The 15,884-nt window shown below is 56.1% G+C and carries 15 protein-coding genes; 10 read left to right on the top strand and 5 right to left on the bottom strand.

The window, feature by feature from the left end:
* Window positions 1-184 precede the first annotated feature (184 nt).
* Both modF and modE read right to left on the bottom strand, forming a co-directional pair.
* Entirely contained in the window at window positions 185-1,657 is a 1,473-nt protein-coding gene (gene modF / locus JM656_RS14710) for a molybdate ABC transporter ATP-binding protein ModF (protein ID WP_203358434.1), read from the bottom strand.
* 67 nt (window positions 1,658-1,724) lie between these two features.
* Window positions 1,725-2,513, bottom strand: a complete 789-nt coding sequence (gene modE / locus JM656_RS14705; RefSeq protein WP_203358433.1) for a molybdenum-dependent transcriptional regulator — start codon at window positions 2,511-2,513, stop codon at window positions 1,725-1,727.
* A gap of 128 nt (window positions 2,514-2,641) precedes the next feature.
* On the opposite strand from modE, the gene JM656_RS14700 reads away from it, so the two are divergent.
* The 4 genes from JM656_RS14700 to modC all read left to right on the top strand — a co-directional run bounded on the left by JM656_RS14700 (window position 2,642) and on the right by modC (window position 5,481).
* A complete protein-coding gene (locus JM656_RS14700; protein ID WP_203358432.1) occupies window positions 2,642-2,791 on the top strand; it encodes an AcrZ family multidrug efflux pump-associated protein in 150 nt (49 codons plus the stop codon).
* Between the two features lie 166 nt (window positions 2,792-2,957).
* A complete protein-coding gene (gene modA, locus JM656_RS14695) occupies window positions 2,958-3,731 on the top strand; it encodes a molybdate ABC transporter substrate-binding protein (protein ID WP_203358431.1) in 774 nt (257 codons plus the stop codon).
* A complete protein-coding gene (gene modB / locus JM656_RS14690; protein WP_192611625.1) occupies window positions 3,731-4,420 on the top strand; it encodes a molybdate ABC transporter permease subunit in 690 nt (229 codons plus the stop codon). The genes modA and modB overlap by 1 nt, the downstream gene beginning before the upstream one ends.
* A 2-nt stretch (window positions 4,421-4,422) precedes the next feature.
* Complete coding sequence (modC, locus tag JM656_RS14685; RefSeq protein ID WP_203358430.1) at window positions 4,423-5,481, top strand: molybdenum ABC transporter ATP-binding protein ModC; 1,059 nt, start codon at window positions 4,423-4,425, stop codon at window positions 5,479-5,481.
* Here modC and JM656_RS14680 read toward each other — a convergent pair whose 3' ends face one another.
* Window positions 5,482-6,300, bottom strand: a complete 819-nt coding sequence (locus JM656_RS14680; RefSeq protein WP_203358429.1) for a pyridoxal phosphatase — start codon at window positions 6,298-6,300, stop codon at window positions 5,482-5,484. It lies immediately after the preceding gene.
* 162 nt (window positions 6,301-6,462) lie between these two features.
* Here JM656_RS14680 and pgl point away from each other — a divergent pair, with 162 nt between their 5' ends.
* The gene (gene pgl, locus JM656_RS14675) at window positions 6,463-7,458 is read left to right on the top strand and encodes a 6-phosphogluconolactonase (RefSeq protein WP_203358428.1); all 996 of its coding nucleotides are present in this window, start codon (window positions 6,463-6,465) and stop codon (window positions 7,456-7,458) included.
* An 87-nt stretch (window positions 7,459-7,545) separates the two neighbouring features.
* Here pgl and JM656_RS14670 read toward each other — a convergent pair whose 3' ends face one another.
* A complete protein-coding gene (locus JM656_RS14670) occupies window positions 7,546-8,829 on the bottom strand; it encodes a putative acyl-CoA thioester hydrolase (RefSeq protein WP_203358427.1) in 1,284 nt (427 codons plus the stop codon).
* A gap of 229 nt (window positions 8,830-9,058) precedes the next feature.
* On the opposite strand from JM656_RS14670, the gene hutI reads away from it, so the two are divergent.
* The 5 genes from hutI to hutH all read left to right on the top strand — a co-directional run bounded on the left by hutI (window position 9,059) and on the right by hutH (window position 15,341).
* Window positions 9,059-10,282: an imidazolonepropionase gene (gene hutI / locus JM656_RS14665; RefSeq protein ID WP_203358426.1), complete on the top strand. Its 1,224-nt coding sequence runs from the start codon at window positions 9,059-9,061 to the stop codon at window positions 10,280-10,282.
* Window positions 10,279-11,220, top strand: a complete 942-nt coding sequence (gene hutG, locus JM656_RS14660; protein ID WP_203358425.1) for a formimidoylglutamase — start codon at window positions 10,279-10,281, stop codon at window positions 11,218-11,220. Before hutI ends, hutG begins: the two co-directional genes overlap by 4 nt.
* Before the next feature lie 39 nt (window positions 11,221-11,259).
* Window positions 11,260-11,997, top strand: a complete 738-nt coding sequence (locus tag JM656_RS14655) for a histidine utilization repressor (protein ID WP_203358424.1) — start codon at window positions 11,260-11,262, stop codon at window positions 11,995-11,997.
* 136 nt (window positions 11,998-12,133) lie between these two features.
* Window positions 12,134-13,819 carry a urocanate hydratase gene (gene hutU, locus JM656_RS14650; RefSeq protein WP_203358423.1) on the top strand — a complete coding sequence of 562 codons (1,686 nt, stop codon included), beginning with the start codon at window positions 12,134-12,136 and terminating at the stop codon, window positions 13,817-13,819.
* Window position 13,820: 1 nt separating this feature from the next.
* Window positions 13,821-15,341 (top strand): histidine ammonia-lyase, encoded by a 1,521-nt coding sequence (hutH, locus tag JM656_RS14645; protein ID WP_203358422.1) that lies wholly within the window; start codon window positions 13,821-13,823, stop codon window positions 15,339-15,341.
* 48 nt (window positions 15,342-15,389) lie between these two features.
* Here hutH and JM656_RS14640 read toward each other — a convergent pair whose 3' ends face one another.
* The gene (locus JM656_RS14640) at window positions 15,390-15,866 is read right to left on the bottom strand and encodes a kinase inhibitor (RefSeq protein WP_203358421.1); all 477 of its coding nucleotides are present in this window, start codon (window positions 15,864-15,866) and stop codon (window positions 15,390-15,392) included.
* Between the last annotated feature and the right edge of the window lie 18 nt (window positions 15,867-15,884).

The raw sequence follows: 15,884 nt of genomic DNA, 5'->3' as shown, positions 1-15,884 counted from the left end.
ATGGAATAAACATAGCATAACAAAGTTGCGAAAAGTGTGACACGGAATAAATTAGTGGAATCGTTTACACTTCGGTATTTTTATGTCCTGCATTCAATGACGTCATTGTAAATCATAGGATTAAGGAACGGTTGCGGTGTTTGTCCGAAAAAAAAGGGCGCATTGACGCGCCCACGGATGAAAATCACTGCCGTGCTGTCTGCCGGTAGAGATACCCGTCGCCATCCGGCACAAACTCCAGGCGATGGGTGATACAGTCTGGCGCGTCTTCGGCGTGGTGAGAGACAAACAACAGCTGAGTTTTCCCTTCACCGATCAGTACATCGACAAAGCGGCGGACAAGCTGACGGTTTAGCGGGTCCAGCCCCTGTAGCGGCTCATCAAGGATCAGCAGCGTGGGGTGTTTCACCAGCGCGCGTACAATCAGCGCCAGCCGCTGCTGTCCCCAGGAGAGGCTATGGAACGGCGCGTCGGCGGTGCGCTTATCCATTCCTAGAATATCCAGCCACTGCTGCACCAGCTTGCGCTGCCTGTCCGAGACAGCCTGATAGATGCCGATTGAATCAAAAAAGCCTGACAGGATCACATTACGTAGCGTGGTACTGACACGGTAGTCAAGGTGCAGACTGCTGCTGACATAGCCAATGTGTTTTTTGATATCCCACAGGGTTTCACCACTGCCGCGACGACGGCCAAACAGCGTCAGATCGTTGCTATAGCCCTGGGGATGATCGCCGGTGACCAGGCTAAGTAGCGTCGATTTCCCTGCGCCATTAGGACCGACAATCTGCCAGTGCTCACCCGGATTTACCTGCCAGCTCAGGCGGTTGAGGATAGGGCGATCGTTGTAGGAAACGACGCCGTCTTTCAGCACAATCCGCGCCTCTGTCTCCGGCAGGGTGTGGCGCGCGGAAGGGACATCGGGTTCTGGTAATTGCATACCTGCCAGTTGCTCGCTGTGGGCGAGTTGGGCGATCAGCGCCTGTTGTAACAGAGCGGATTTTTCGCCGGTTTCTGTCAGCGTGCAGTCTGCGAGGACGCCAGCAAATTGCACGAAGTCAGGTATCTCATCGAAGCGGTTTAAGACCAGCACGAGCGTATAGCCCGATTGATGCAGGGTGGCGAGAAGCTCTGCTAACTGGCGGCGGGAAGCCACGTCCAGCCCGTCAAACGGCTCATCGAGGATCAGCAAGTCGGGTTCAGACATCAGCGCCTGGCAGAGCAGGGTTTTGCGTGTTTCGCCGGTGGAGAGGTATTTAAACCGTCGGGTGAGTAACCCGGAGATGCCAAACTGCTCTGCGAGCGCCGCGCAACGGGAGGGGTTTTTGACCTCTTCCTGGATAATTTCCGCCGTCGTACGCCCGGTATCCTCTTCGCCAGGGCTGAGCAGATCGGTGTTGTTCCGCTGCCATTCATCGCTGACCAGTTGTTGCAACTGTTCAAATGAGAGGCGAGTCCTGCGCGTAAACCCGCACTGGCGTTCGCCTTTTAATAAGGGAAGTTCACCCGCCAGTGCTCGCGCCAGCGCGGATTTTCCACTGCCGTTGGCGCCCACAAACGCCCAGCTATCACCCGCATTCAACGTAAACGTGTTCAGTTGAAGCGTTTTGGTATCGCTCAGACGAAACGTGCCTTGCGAAATATGCAACGATGACATTTTATATCCCATTTTTTGCAGCGATGAACCACAGGGATACGTCTTTCGTGAAACAATGTCAATGTGCTTAGCACAACGTGGCGATAATCACGCTGTCGGCGTTAAAATACGCCGTCACGTTGGCACCTTTTTCCAGTTTGGCGGCCTCTTCAAGCGGCAATGTGGCGCACAAGGTCTGACCATCCGGATGCGTCATCAGCACTTCACATTGCCCGGCGCCGCGTTCGATATGGCTGATGGTGCCCTGAAGCTGATTGTCGGCTGCCTGTGCGGTGGCATCGTCCTGGGTAATGCCCACCCAGGGTGCTTTCAGAAGGATCAGCACCTCTTTACCTTCATTCAGGCCCAGACGTTCGCCGCTTTGCGCCGTGATCGCCACTTTCAGTCGCGTTTCGCCGTCGGCTAACAGGACGTCGACGTGCTGCTGTACCTGATCGTGGTTACGCGAGGTGATCGTGCCAAACCACTGGTTGCGGGCGCTGGTTTGCAGTGAAAAACGGGAGATGGCCGCCAGCAGACTATTGAGCGGTAACGCATCGTCGTCGCTCAGCACATCGAAGGCTTTTTGCTGAATCTGCGCCAGTAAATCGTAAAGCTGGATCAGTCGTTGACCATAGCGCGTCAACACCGCGCCACCGCCGCCTTTGCCGCCCGTTGCGCGCTCTACGAGCGTCTGCTCGCTGAGCTGGTTCATCTCGTTGATCGCATCCCAGGCGCTTTTATAACTGATGCCTGCATCTTTCGCTCCCTGACTAATGGAGCCGGAAAGCGCAATGTGCTTAAGCAGAGAAATGCGTCGTGGGTCCGCAAACAATTTTTGCTGAAGTTTCAGGGTGAGAAGGATTTCGGCTTGCATAACAAGATCCTGGCAAAAAGGTTATTGTGACGGAAAACGGCGGGCGCGCAAAGCCGATAGCACAAAAGGGGAGTGCTTTTCTCGTTTATAAGGTTAGAATAACTGAAGGATTATATCTGGAGTTGACCATGTTAGAGTTATTGAAAAGTCTGGTATTCGCCGTAATCATGGTACCTGTAGTCATGGCCGTCATCCTCGGAATGATCTACGGCCTGGGAGAAGTGTTCAACATTTTCTCCGGTATCGGTAAAAAAGACCAGCCCAGACAGAACCATTAATTCCCCAAACGCCCGCTCAGTCGGGCGTTTTTGTTTTCTCAAGATCCTGCTTTCCCTGCCGATATTTTCTTTGTGTCACCTCTCATGGGCGTGAATAACCGCTGGGCAAATGTTGGCAATATCGTTATATTTGCAGCTACATAACGATATTCAAAAGGAGTTACAGATGGCTCGTACATGGTTACGCCTGTTTGCCGGAGCAACATTATCTTTAACAGTTGCTGGTCAAACGCTGGCGGATGAAGGGAAAATCACCGTCTTTGCGGCGGCGTCACTGACCAACGCGATGCAGGATATTGCCGCACAGTACAAAAAAGAGAAGAACGTTGACGTTGTCTCTTCTTTTGCGTCTTCTTCAACGCTGGCACGCCAGATTGAGGCGGGCGCGCCTGCCGATCTGTTTATCTCTGCCGATCAGAAATGGATGGATTACGCCGTAGATAAAAAAGCGATAGATACCGGTTCGCGTCAAACGCTGCTGGGTAACAGCCTGGTGGTTGTCGCACCGCAAGCGAGCGAGCAGAAAGCATTCACTATCGACAGCAAAACCCCCTGGACGCAGCTGCTGAACGGCGGACGTCTGGCCGTTGGCGACCCCGAGCACGTTCCTGCTGGCATCTACGCTAAAGAGGCGCTGCAAAAACTGGGCGCATGGGATACTCTGGCGGCGAAACTGGCACCGGCTGAAGATGTTCGCGGTGCGCTGGCGTTAGTGGAACGTAACGAAGCGCCGCTGGGGATTGTTTACGGCTCTGATGCTGTTGCCAGTAAAGGTGTGAAGGTAGTGAGTACCTTCCCGGAAGATTCACATAAAAAAGTAGAATATCCGGTAGCGATTGTCGATGGACACAAAAACGCCACGGTCAGCGCGTTCTATGACTACCTGAAAGGACCGCAGGCTTCTGACATTTTTAAACGTTATGGATTTACGACGAAGTAATGATACTGACCGATCCAGAATGGCAGGCCGTTTTACTGAGCCTGAAAGTTTCTTCCCTGGCCGTGCTGTTTAGCCTGCCGTTTGGGATCTTTTTTGCCTGGTTACTTGTCCGGTGCACGTTTCCAGGCAAAGCCCTGCTCGATAGCGTGCTGCATCTTCCGTTGGTGTTACCGCCCGTGGTGGTGGGCTATCTCCTGCTGGTTGCGATGGGGCGACGCGGGTTTATCGGCCAGTGGCTGTATGATGTGTTCGGCATCACCTTTGCGTTTAGCTGGCGCGGCGCGGTACTGGCGGCCGCCGTCATGTCCTTCCCGTTGATGGTGCGGGCCATTCGCCTGGCGCTGGAGGGGGTGGACGTCAAACTGGAACAGGCCGCCCGCACGCTCGGCGCAGGCCGCTGGCGCGTGTTTCTGACCATTACGTTGCCGCTCACCTTGCCGGGCATTATTGTCGGCACGGTGCTGGCGTTTGCCCGTTCGCTCGGCGAGTTTGGGGCAACCATTACCTTTGTTTCCAATATCCCCGGTGAAACGCGCACCATTCCTTCCGCGATGTATACCCTGATCCAGACTCCTGGAGGGGAAAGCGCGGCGGCGAGACTGTGTTTGATTTCTATCGTGCTGGCGCTGATTTCCCTGTTGGTTTCGGAATGGCTGGCCCGTATTAGCCGTGAACGGACGGGGAGATAACGATGCTGGAACTCAACTTCTCCCAGACATTAGGCACACATTGCCTGACGCTCGACGAAACGTTACCTGCCAACGGGATCACCGCGATTTTTGGTGTTTCCGGCGCGGGGAAAACGTCGCTCATTAACGCCATCAGTGGTCTGACGCGCCCGCAAACCGGGCGCATAGTGCTCAACGGTCGGGTGCTGAACGATGTCGAAAACGGCATTTGTTTAACCCCTGAAAAGCGGCGCGTGGGATATGTTTTTCAGGATGCTCGCCTGTTCCCGCATTATAAAGTGCGCGGCAATCTTCGTTACGGAATGGCGAAAAGCATGGCCGGGCAGTTTGATAAACTGGTGGCCTTGCTGGGTATTGAACCGCTGCTGGATCGTTTGCCGGGAAGTCTGTCCGGCGGCGAGAAGCAACGCGTGGCCATCGGGCGGGCGTTGCTGACGGCGCCAGAACTGCTGTTGCTGGATGAACCGCTGGCCTCGCTGGATATTCCGCGTAAGCGTGAGTTGCTGCCTTATCTGCAACGCCTGGCGCGTGAAATTAATATTCCCATGCTGTATGTCAGCCACTCCCTTGATGAGATCTTGCACCTGGCGGATAAAGTCATGGTGCTGGAAAACGGTCAGGTGAAAGCCTTTGGCGCGCTGGAGGAGGTGTGGGGGAGCAATGTCATGCACCCGTGGCTGCCGCAGGAGCAGCAGAGCAGTATTCTGAAAGTTAGCGTACTGGAACACCATCCGCATTATGCGATGACGGCGCTGGCCCTTGGGGATCAGCATCTGTGGGTGAGCAAGCTTGATGAGCCGCTGCAAACCGCGATGCGCATTCGCATTCAGGCCTCGGATGTGTCACTGGTGCTGCAACCGCCGCAGCAAACCAGTATCCGTAATATTTTGCGGGCAAAAGTGGCGCAGTGTTATGACGACAAAGGGCAGGTTGAAGTACAACTGGAGATTGGGGGCAGGACCCTGTGGGCGAGGATCAGCCCGTGGGCCAGGGATGAGTTAGGAATCAAACCTGGCCTGTGGCTGTATGCGCAAATCAAGAGCGTGTCGATTACCGCCTGATTACAGCAGATGAGAATAGATAAACGCCGCAATGCTGTCGGTGGTGTTGTCGCCGATGACAATATTGGCCCTTTCTTTCACCGCATCCTCGGCATTGCCCATGGCGACGCCGGTACCAGCGGCTTCCAGCATGCTGATATCATTAAAGTTATCGCCGAATGCAATCACGTCTTGCATTGAGCCTCCCTGGGCCTCAACCCACTGTGTCAGGCGTTTTCCTTTGCTGTTGCCTTTACGCGCAATATCAACCTGATCGTGCCATGACCATTCGCACTCCAGACCCAGAGTCTGTCCGACGTGCTGACCAAACTGTTGCAGTTTAGGAATGTCTTCGTCCGTCAGGGCGAACTTCCAGACAGCATTCACCTCATGCGCGGCCTGTGCCAGCGAAGGCACCTGGGTAAACGTCGGGCGCTGTTCCGGCGGCAGAGCCTGCGCCCAGTTAGTGGTGCGAATCACATGCCCGGTTGGGCGCTCATAGAGCATGGCGTCATCCACGTACATCAGCCCGTGGATCTGGTGCTCATCAAGCATATCGATTAACTGCAGCGCCTGACTCACCGGCATTGGATCCGATTCCAGTACGCTTTTTGCATGATAATCATACAAATAGGTGCCGTTACAGCAAATTGCAGGTGTATCCAGCGCCAGCGCCTGATAAAAAGGGTGAATCGCAACGTGATGACGACCGGTGACAATGATAAGTTGATACCCGGCTTCTCTGGCGCGCGAAAGTGCCTCAAGAGAGGAGGGGAGCAAGGTCTTTTTCGGGGTCAGCAATGTACCGTCTAAATCCAGAGCAATCACGCGAGCGGTCATAGATATTTCCAGGTTAAGGTTGAGAGTTTTGTCTGAGAGAATGGTACACCGAGAAGAGAGTCGGGCAAAATTCTGAGCGTTAATTCAGAATTCATCGTTAAAAGCGACTACGTTAAGCTGTATCCGGTTATTGCAGCCAGTTGCCAAAGCAAAGGAGCATTCATGAAGCAAACAGTTTATACCGCCAGCCCTGAAAGCCAGCAAATTCACGTCTGGAGCCTGAATCATGAAGGCGTGTTGACGCTTGTGCAGGTGGTTGACGTACCCGGCCAGGTTCAGCCGATGGTGGTCAGTCCGGATAAGCGCTATCTCTACGTTGGCGTGCGTCCGGAGTTTCGCGTACTGGCGTATCGCATTGCGCCAGACGACGGTTCACTGACGTTTGCTGCACAGTCCGCATTGCCGGGCAGTCCGACGCATATTTCCACCGATCGCCAGGGGCGCTTTGTCTTTGTCGGATCCTACAATGCCGGAAACGTCAGCGTGACGCGTCTGGAAGATGGACTGCCTGTTGAGGTGGTGGATGTTGTTGAAGGGCTGGAGGGATGCCACTCTGCGAATATCTCGCCGGATAATCGTACCTTGTGGGTTCCGGCGCTCAAACAGGATCGCATTTGCCTGTTTACGCTCAGCGACGACGGCAAACTGGTGGCGCAGGAACCGGCGGAAGTGACGACGGTTGAAGGTGCAGGTCCGCGTCACATGGCATTCCACCCGAACCAGCAATACGCCTACTGCGTGAATGAGCTGAACAGCTCTGTGGATGTCTGGGAACTCAACGATCCTCATGGCAACGTGGAGTGTGTACAAACGCTGGATATGATGCCTGCCGATTTCTCCGACACGCGCTGGGCGGCAGACATTCACATTACGCCGGATGGCCGTCATCTGTATGCCTGCGATCGTACTGCCAGTCTGATTACGGTGTTCAGCGTTTCTGAAGATGGTAGCGTGCTGACCAAAGAAGGTTACCAGCCGACGGAAACCCAGCCGCGTGGCTTCAATGTTGATCATCAGGGGAAATATCTGATCGCCGCCGGGCAAAAGTCGCATCATATTGCGGTGTATGACATTGTCGGAGAGCAGGGGCTGCTAAGCGAAAAAGCGCGCTATGCGGTGGGTCAGGGCCCAATGTGGGTGGTGGTTAACGCGTACTAATTGTGTGTCGCAGGCCGGATAAGGCGTTTCAGCCATTATCCGGCGCATGACCCGGTAGCGCATGCGCTTACCGGGCCAGGACTGCGATTACTGCTTCGGTTCTGCAACCACTTTGCTGCCTAACCCGCGGTTGTTGTACTCCCACAGGCGGTTGAAGTTGGTGTCGTTCAGGTTGCGCTGAATCTCACCCTTATCATCCATCGTACCGGTGTTTCCCGTAAACGGGTGTTTGAAAATCGCGGTATCAGCCCACGGTTTGGCCATATTAAAGCCTTCATTGATCACGCTATCGCGGATCACCACCTGACCGTTGGTGTTGGTATCGACATCCAGCGAGCGGCCCAGTTGCGCGACATTATCACCACTTGCTGTGAAACGGCTGTTGGTAGCAAGGAAGCCGTAGAAGACGTTGGACAGCGTTGCTGGGGCGAAAACGTAGGCTTCTTTTTGGGTACGGGAGTTCACAACGCGGAAGTCCGTGTTGTCAAACACCACGGCACCACGACCAGAAACAATATCCACATCCCCTTCGAGGTAGCTATTGGTGACCAGCGTGCGCGGCTGACGATCATTTTGCAGACGGTTTTGTACACTGCTGTTGGTCACCAGGAAGGTGTTCTGACGACCGAGAAGGTTCACATTGTTGATCTGAACTTTGTCGCCGTCGGTGCGCAGGGCAACGGCTGGGTGGTGACCGTCATCTACGCTATCACCGAGATTGTTTTCGATCGTCAGGTTCTGCAATTGCAGGCCGTTATTCTGTGACCAGAAAGCCGCTGAACACATGACGCCAATGTTGGCGTTACGTTGGCTCTGGCAGCTGTCAAACATATACCACGCAGGTTTACCCGGCATATATTTACCGCCCGGGTTTACCGCGCGACGCCAGTCAGCAATACTCATATCGCCGTCAATGGCATATCCAATTTTCACATCAATCGGCTTCTCGCCCATACCGTACAGCGTCAGGCTGCCAGGTGCGGCCGGAATGTACACGGTACCCTGATATTCGCCTGGCATGATCGCGATAAACTGACGCTTATTGGTACGTTTAGTAATTGCCGCATCTACTGCCGCCTGAATCGTCGTATGCGTGACGCCCTGCGAGCCTGCCGGGCCGACCACAAAGTCAGGCTGCGCTGGCAGAGAAATAGAAGAAGGCGACCACGGTGCCGTATTCGGCGTCAGTGAAGCGAAATAATGAGCAGCAACAAAGTTCTGTGCTTCATTCGCCGACAGGATCGGACGCGAGGACGTTCCTGGCGCAGTCTGATCGGAAGGGATTTGATCGGGCGGCGTAGAGCTACAGGCGGTCAGCGTCACGCCAAAAGCCAGTGCCAGCGCCAGACGGGAAACCGATAATGTGTTCACGGGTTGCTCCGGGCTTTGAAAGTTAAATTAATTCCATTGAAGCCTGCTTTTTTATACTAAGTTGGGCGAAACGGGAAGGCGAAAAGGCAAAAAGTTCATTTTAGGAAGCGGATGCCCCGTGGATTGGGCCGACACGTCACAAATAAGCAACATTTATCGTCCCCCCGGTTGACAATAGCGCTGGAATAAAAATAAATGTCTATACAACCTATGACAAGTGGTGGATGGAATGCGGCAACTTTTACCTGATGACGTTATCTGGCGCAATGTCCGGCTGGCGACCATGGATCCCGAACGCAACACGCCGTATGGCATGGTCGAGGGGCATGCGCTGGTGGTGCGTCAGGGCAACATACTGGATATTGTCCCCGAGTCATCATTAGAGGCGACGCAGGGCAAGACGTTTGATATGCAGGGTCGCCTGGTCACGCCGGGATTGATCGACTGCCATACGCACCTGATCTTTGGCGGCAACCGCGCCGCAGAATGGGAACAGCGGCTGAACGGGGTTTCGTATCAACAGATTAGCGCGCAGGGCGGCGGTATTAATTCGACCGTGTCGGCGACGCGAAAAGCCTCCGCTGACGATCTGCTTGCCATCGCACGGGCCAGACTGGCGCGTCTCATTAAAGAAGGCGTCACGTTGCTGGAGATAAAGTCTGGCTACGGGCTGGATTTACCTACCGAAGAGAAGATGCTGCAGGTTATCGCGGCGCTGGCGTCTGAGAACACCGTGGAAATCAGTCCTACGTTACTGGCGGCGCACGCCACACCTGCGGAATATCGCGACGATCCTGACGGTTACATCACGCAGGTGTGCGAGTCGATGCTGCCTCATTTATGGGAAAAGGGGCTGTTTGAGACCGTGGATCTGTTCTGCGAAAGCGTCGGTTTTAACCTCGCGCAAAGCGAGCGTGTTTTTCAGACCGCGCAAGCGCTGGGGATCCCGGTTAAGGGGCATGTTGAGCAACTCTCTTTGCTGGGCGGTGCGCAGTTGGTCAGTCGCTATCACGGTCTGTCTGCCGATCATATCGAATATCTGGACGAAGCGGGCGTGGCGGCGATGCGCCAAAGCGGTACCGTTGGCGTCCTGCTGCCGGGGGCGTTTTATTTTCTCAAAGAAACCCAGCGCCCACCGGTTGAACTGCTGCGCCGCTACCAGGTGCCGATGGCTGTCGCCACCGATTTTAACCCAGGCACCAGCCCGTTCATTAGCTTGCATCTGGCGATGAACATGGCCTGCGTTCAGTTTGGGTTAACGCCGGAAGAGGCGTGGGCAGGCGTCACACGCCATGCTGCGCGCGCGCTCGGGCGACAGGCAACCCATGGGCAGCTCAAAGCAGGCTATGTGGCTGATTTTGTGGTCTGGGATGCGGCGCTTCCGGTTGAAATCCTGTATGAGCCGGGCCGTAACCCGCTGTATCAACGCGTTTTCAGAGGGCAGATAAAATGACGCAATGGCAACCGACTCCTCGTTCTTTGTGGCAGGGGCGTGATGACAGCGCGGAAGCCGCCAATGCGCTGCGCCTGTTCCAGACAATCACGCTCAGCCCGACATTCTCCCCATCCTCATACCCGGAGAACATCGCGTTACTGGGGTTTGCCTGTGATGAAGGTGTAAAGCGTAATCAGGGGCGCCCGGGTGCGGCGGGCGCACCGGATGCGCTGCGAAAAGCGCTGGCGAATCTGGCGGCGCATCAGGGGCATGACCGGCTGGTGGATTTAGGCAATATCATCGCGCAGGCCCCCGATCTTGAAGCGGCGCAACACGCTTTGCGTGACGCAGTACGACAGTGTCAGCAGGCCAATATGCGTACCCTGGTGTTAGGCGGTGGGCATGAAACCGCATTTGGTCATGGGGCTGGTGTTCTGGATGCGTTCCCGGATGCGCGCATCGGGATCCTCAATCTGGATGCGCATCTCGATCTTCGCCAGGCGGAAAGGGCTACGTCCGGCACGCCGTTTCGGCAACTGGCCCAGCTCTGCGAGGCGCAGGAGCGCGAGTTTCATTATGCCTGCTTTGGCGTGAGTCGGGCGGCAAATACCGCTGCTTTATGGGATGAAGCGCAACGGCGTAAGGTGACGGTCGTTGAGGATCTGGACTGCGGCGACGCACAACCACAGCTGTCGCAGTTTATCGCCAGCGTGGACAAAATCTATCTGACTATCGATCTCGACGTGCTTCCCGTCTGGGAAATGCCTGCGGTTTCCGCCCCCTCCGCATTGGGGGTGCCGCTGGCCACTGTGATGCGTCTGGTGGAACCTGTTTGTCGAAGCGGTAAACTTCAGGCGGTGGATATGGTTGAATTTAACCCCCGCTTTGACGATGATGGCAAAGCAGCGCGAGTTGCGGCGCGGCTTGGCTGGCAAATCGCGCACTGGTGGCACTAACACCAGACCCACTTTTATACGCATAAGGAAGGCTCTTGCATGTTTCCCTCTCGCTCACGTTCTGCCACGGCCAGCGCGCCTGCGCCCTTTTATGAAAAGGTCAAACAGGCCATCAGCGAAAAAATCGCCAGCGGGATCTGGCAACCCCATGACCGTATTCCGTCGGAAGCGGAACTGGTGGCGCAGTATGGTTTCAGTCGAATGACCATCAACCGGGCGCTGCGGGAGCTAACCGATGAGGGGCTGCTGGTGCGTCTGCAGGGGGTCGGGACATTTGTCGCGGAGCCGAAAGGACAATCGGCGCTGTTTGAAATCCGCAGCATTGCAGACGAAATCGTTGCCCGTCACCACCAGCACCGCTGTGAAGTGCTGACACTGGAGAGCACGCAGGCGACGGCATTGCAGGCGGCGGCGCTCAACGTCAAAGAAGGCACGCCCATTTTCCATTCTATTATGGTGCATTACGAAGACGCTCTGCCGGTGCAAATTGAGGATCGCTGTGTGAATGCAGAGGTGGTGCCGGAGTATCTCTCTCAGGATTACCAGCAGACAACGCCGCATGCCTATTTGTCGTTGATCGCCCCGCTGACGGAAGGGGAGCACATTGTCGAGGCGGTGCGCGCCACGGCGGAAGAGTGCGCTTTATTAAATATCAAAGAACATGACCCGTGCCTGCTGATCCGTCGTACCACCTGGTCTGCAACGCAGATCGTCTCCCATGCGCGTTTACTCTTTCCGGGGTCGCGTTATCGCCTGCAAGGCCATTTTATGTCCTGACCGGACAACAGCGAAAACCGTGATTGCTGACGCAATATAACAAAAATGTATCATTTCTGTTAATTGCGTCCTTGCGATAGCTTGTATAGACAAGTATATGTTAGTGACTTATCTGAGCGTTCGTGAGGAATCTGACATGCCCCAAAGCAAATATCGTGAGCAGGATATCCGTGCCCCAAGAGGGACGACCTTAACAGCCAAAAGCTGGCTGACCGAAGCGCCGCTGCGCATGTTAATGAATAACCTTGATCCCGATGTTGCTGAAAATCCCCACGAGCTGGTGGTGTATGGCGGGATTGGGCGCGCCGCGCGCGACTGGCAATGTTATGACGCCATCGTTAAAGCACTGACCCAACTGAATGACGATGAAACCCTGCTGGTGCAATCCGGCAAACCGGTAGGCGTATTCAAAACCCATGAAAATGCGCCGCGCGTGTTGATCGCCAACTCCAACCTGGTTCCGCACTGGGCGACCTGGGAGCACTTCAACGAGCTGGATGCGAAAGGTCTGGCCATGTACGGCCAAATGACGGCCGGAAGCTGGATCTACATTGGCAGTCAGGGGATCGTCCAGGGCACCTATGAAACATTTGTTGAAGCCGGACGCCAACACTATCAGGGCAATCTGGCGGGACGCTGGGTGCTGACCGCCGGGCTTGGTGGGATGGGGGGCGCTCAGCCGCTGGCCGCGACGCTGGCCGGTGCCTGTTCACTGAACATTGAATGCCAGCAGAGCCGTATCGATTTCCGTTTGCGTACCCGCTATGTCGATGAACAGGCGGAATCCCTGGATGACGCGCTGGCGCGTATTGAAAAATACACCCGTGAAGGTAAAGCCGTCTCTATCGCCCTGTGCGCCAATGCGGCGGACATCGTGCCAGAACTGGTAAAACGGGGCGTACGCCCGGACATGGTAACCGATCAGACCAGCGCCCACGATCCGCTGCATGGCTATCTGCCTTCCGGCTGGAGCTGGGAAGAGTACCAGCAGAAAGCGATTTCTGACCCGCAAGGCACGGTACTGGCGGCGAAACGCTCAATGGCGACGCACGTCCAGGCAATGCTGGCGTTTAGCGAAATGGGCGTCCCGACCTTTGACTACGGCAACAATATTCGCCAAATGGCCAAAGAGATGGGCGTTGAAAGAGCGTTTGATTTTCCAGGCTTTGTTCCTGCCTATATTCGACCACTGTTCTGCCGTGGGATTGGCCCGTTCCGCTGGGTGGCGCTTTCCGGCGATCCGCAGGATATTTATAAAACCGATGCCAAAGTAAAAGAGATCGTCAAAGACGATAAACATTTGCATCACTGGCTGGATATGGCCCGTGAACGCATCAACTTCCAGGGACTTCCTGCGCGTATTTGCTGGGTCGGACTGGAGTGGCGGCAAAAACTGGGGCTGGCGTTTAACGAAATGGTGCGCAGCGGCGAAGTCTCCGCGCCGATTGTGATTGGTCGTGACCATCTCGATTCCGGTTCTGTCGCCAGCCCGAACCGTGAAACCGAAGCGATGCGCGACGGCTCTGATGCGGTCTCCGACTGGCCGCTATTGAATGCGCTGCTCAACACCGCCAGCGGCGCAACCTGGGTTTCGCTGCATCACGGTGGCGGCGTGGGAATGGGCTTCTCCCAGCATTCCGGGATGGTGATCGTCTGTGACGGCACTGATGAGGCGGCAGCACGCATCGCCCGGGTACTGCACAACGATCCGGCAACGGGCGTTATGCGCCATGCCGATGCCGGTTATGACATCGCCGTCGAATGCGCCGTCGAGCAAGGGCTGAACTTGCCGATGATCGCGGCTACTCAAGGAAATCGTTGATATGAATACGCTTATGTTAACGCCGGGCCAACTGAGCCTTGAACAACTGCGCGACGTCTGGCAGCAGCCTGTGCAACTGAGTCTGGATGCCTGTGCGATTGATGGCATCAATGCCAGCGTCGCCTGTGTGAATAACATCGTGGCTGAAGGGCGCACGGCTTACGGGATCAACACCGGTTTCGGCCTGCTGGCGCAGACGCGCATCGCCACCGAAGATCTGCAAAATTTGCAGCGCTCGCTGGTGCTTTCACATGCCGCAGGGGTTGGCGAACCGCTGGACGACGCGATGGTGCGTCTGATGATGGTGCTGAAAATCAACAGCCTGGCCCGTGGATTTTCCGGCATTCGTCTGAGTGTGATTGAAGCGCTGATCGCACTGGTCAATGCCGGGGTCTACCCGCAGATTCCGGCAAAAGGATCGGTGGGGGCGTCAGGCGACTTAGCGCCGTTGGCGCACATGTCGCTTACGCTGCTCGGCGAGGGCAAGGCGCGCTGGCAGGGTGAGTGGTTACCGGCGAAGGATGCGCTGCGTAAAGCGGGTCTGGAGCCTGTCACGCTGGCGGCAAAAGAGGGGCTGGCGCTGCTTAACGGCACCCAGGCGTCTACCGCGTTTGCCCTGCGCGGTCTGTTTGAGGCGCAAGAGCTATTTGCTTCCGCCGTGGTGTGCGGAGCGCTGACCACGGAAGCCGTGTTGGGGTCACGTCGCCCGTTTGATGCGCGTATTCATGCCGCGCGTGGGCAACGCGGACAGATAGATGCCGCAGCGCTTTACCGCCACGTGCTGACCGAAAGCAGTCCGATTTCCGACTCTCACCATAACTGCGAAAAAGTGCAGGACCCGTACTCTCTGCGCTGTCAGCCGCAGGTGATGGGCGCGTGTCTGACGCAACTGCGTCAGGTCATGGAGGTGCTGCTTGTTGAAGCCAACGCGGTTTCGGACAACCCGCTGGTGTTTGCCGAAGAGGGCGATGTGATTTCCGGTGGCAATTTCCATGCGGAACCGGTGGCGATGGCGGCGGATAATCTGGCGCTGGCGATCGCAGAGATTGGCGCGCTGTCGGAAAGACGCATTGCGTTGATGATGGACAAACACATGTCGCAGCTACCGCCGTTCCTCGTGAAAAATGGCGGGGTTAACTCCGGCTTTATGATAGCGCAGGTGACGGCGGCGGCGTTGGCCAGCGAGAATAAAGCGCTGGCGCATCCGCACAGTGTCGACAGTCTGCCAACATCGGCGAACCAGGAAGACCACGTTTCTATGGCGCCGGCGGCGGGTCGTCGGTTGTGGGAAATGGCCGCCAATACGCGAGGCGTGATCGCCGTGGAGTGGCTGGCAGCCTGTCAGGGGATTGATTTGCGTGAAGGGTTAACCTCCAGTCCACTGCTGGAGCAGGCGCGCCAGGTATTACGTGAACAGGTTCCGCACTACACCCAGGATCGTTTCTTCGCCCCGGATATCGAGTGCGCCACTGCGTTACTGGCGCGGGGGGATTTACTGCGCCTGGTACCTGCGTTTTTGTAACCCGTAGGCCGGGTAAGGCGCTTGCGCCGCTACCCGGCAAAACGACACTTAACTAAACATCGCGGTAATTGACGCGCTGGCGAGCGAATGGAAATGGACATTAAACCCGACCATCGCACCGCTGGCGCCTTCATCGACCTCAATGCGTTCCACATTCAGGGCATGCACCGTAAAGATATAGCGGTGCGTTTCCCCTTTTGGCGGCGCAGCGCCACCGTAGCCCGCTTTGCCAAAATCCGTGCGCGTCTGAATCGCTTCTTCTGGCAGCGGCGAAAGACCGGAGCCTGAACCTTGCGGTAAAACGCGCGTGTCGGCAGGTAAGTTGGCGACAACCCAGTGCCACCAACCCGAACCGGTGGGCGCGTCGGGATCGTAACAGGTCACGACAAAGCTTTTCGTCCCGGTCGGAACATCGTCCCAGGCCAGGTGCGGAGAGATATTATCTCCGTCATAGCCCATCCCGTTGAACACCTGACGATGGGGCAGTTTTTCCCCGTCGCGCAGGTCGTGGCTGATAAGTATCATGCACCCTCCGTCAATCTG

Source organism: Citrobacter sp. R56 (genome assembly GCF_016811995.1).
Classification (GTDB): domain Bacteria; phylum Pseudomonadota; class Gammaproteobacteria; order Enterobacterales; family Enterobacteriaceae; genus Citrobacter_D; species Citrobacter_D enshiensis.
Note: the sequence above shows the minus strand (reverse complement) of the source record. Positions and strands in the feature narration are given on the sequence as shown.

Bases quoted from the DNA above. Each gene is read 5' to 3' on its own strand.
- modB (WP_192611625.1), top strand. From the start codon at position 3,731: ATGATACTGACCGATCCAGAATGGCAGGCCGTTTTACTGAGCCTGAAA.
- JM656_RS14655 (WP_203358424.1), top strand. From the start codon at position 11,260: ATGTTTCCCTCTCGCTCACGTTCTGCCACGGCCAGCGCGCCTGCGCCC.
- modF (WP_203358434.1), bottom strand. From the start codon at position 1,657: ATGTCATCGTTGCATATTTCGCAAGGCACGTTTCGTCTGAGCGATACC.
- hutG (WP_203358425.1), top strand. From the start codon at position 10,279: ATGACGCAATGGCAACCGACTCCTCGTTCTTTGTGGCAGGGGCGTGAT.
- hutH (WP_203358422.1), top strand. From the start codon at position 13,821: ATGAATACGCTTATGTTAACGCCGGGCCAACTGAGCCTTGAACAACTG.
- modA (WP_203358431.1), top strand. From the start codon at position 2,958: ATGGCTCGTACATGGTTACGCCTGTTTGCCGGAGCAACATTATCTTTA.
- hutU (WP_203358423.1), top strand. From the start codon at position 12,134: ATGCCCCAAAGCAAATATCGTGAGCAGGATATCCGTGCCCCAAGAGGG.
- JM656_RS14700 (WP_203358432.1), top strand. From the start codon at position 2,642: ATGTTAGAGTTATTGAAAAGTCTGGTATTCGCCGTAATCATGGTACCT.
- JM656_RS14680 (WP_203358429.1), bottom strand. From the start codon at position 6,300: ATGACCGCTCGCGTGATTGCTCTGGATTTAGACGGTACATTGCTGACC.
- hutI (WP_203358426.1), top strand. From the start codon at position 9,059: ATGCGGCAACTTTTACCTGATGACGTTATCTGGCGCAATGTCCGGCTG.
- pgl (WP_203358428.1), top strand. From the start codon at position 6,463: ATGAAGCAAACAGTTTATACCGCCAGCCCTGAAAGCCAGCAAATTCAC.
- JM656_RS14640 (WP_203358421.1), bottom strand. From the start codon at position 15,866: ATGATACTTATCAGCCACGACCTGCGCGACGGGGAAAAACTGCCCCAT.
- modC (WP_203358430.1), top strand. From the start codon at position 4,423: ATGCTGGAACTCAACTTCTCCCAGACATTAGGCACACATTGCCTGACG.
- modE (WP_203358433.1), bottom strand. From the start codon at position 2,513: ATGCAAGCCGAAATCCTTCTCACCCTGAAACTTCAGCAAAAATTGTTT.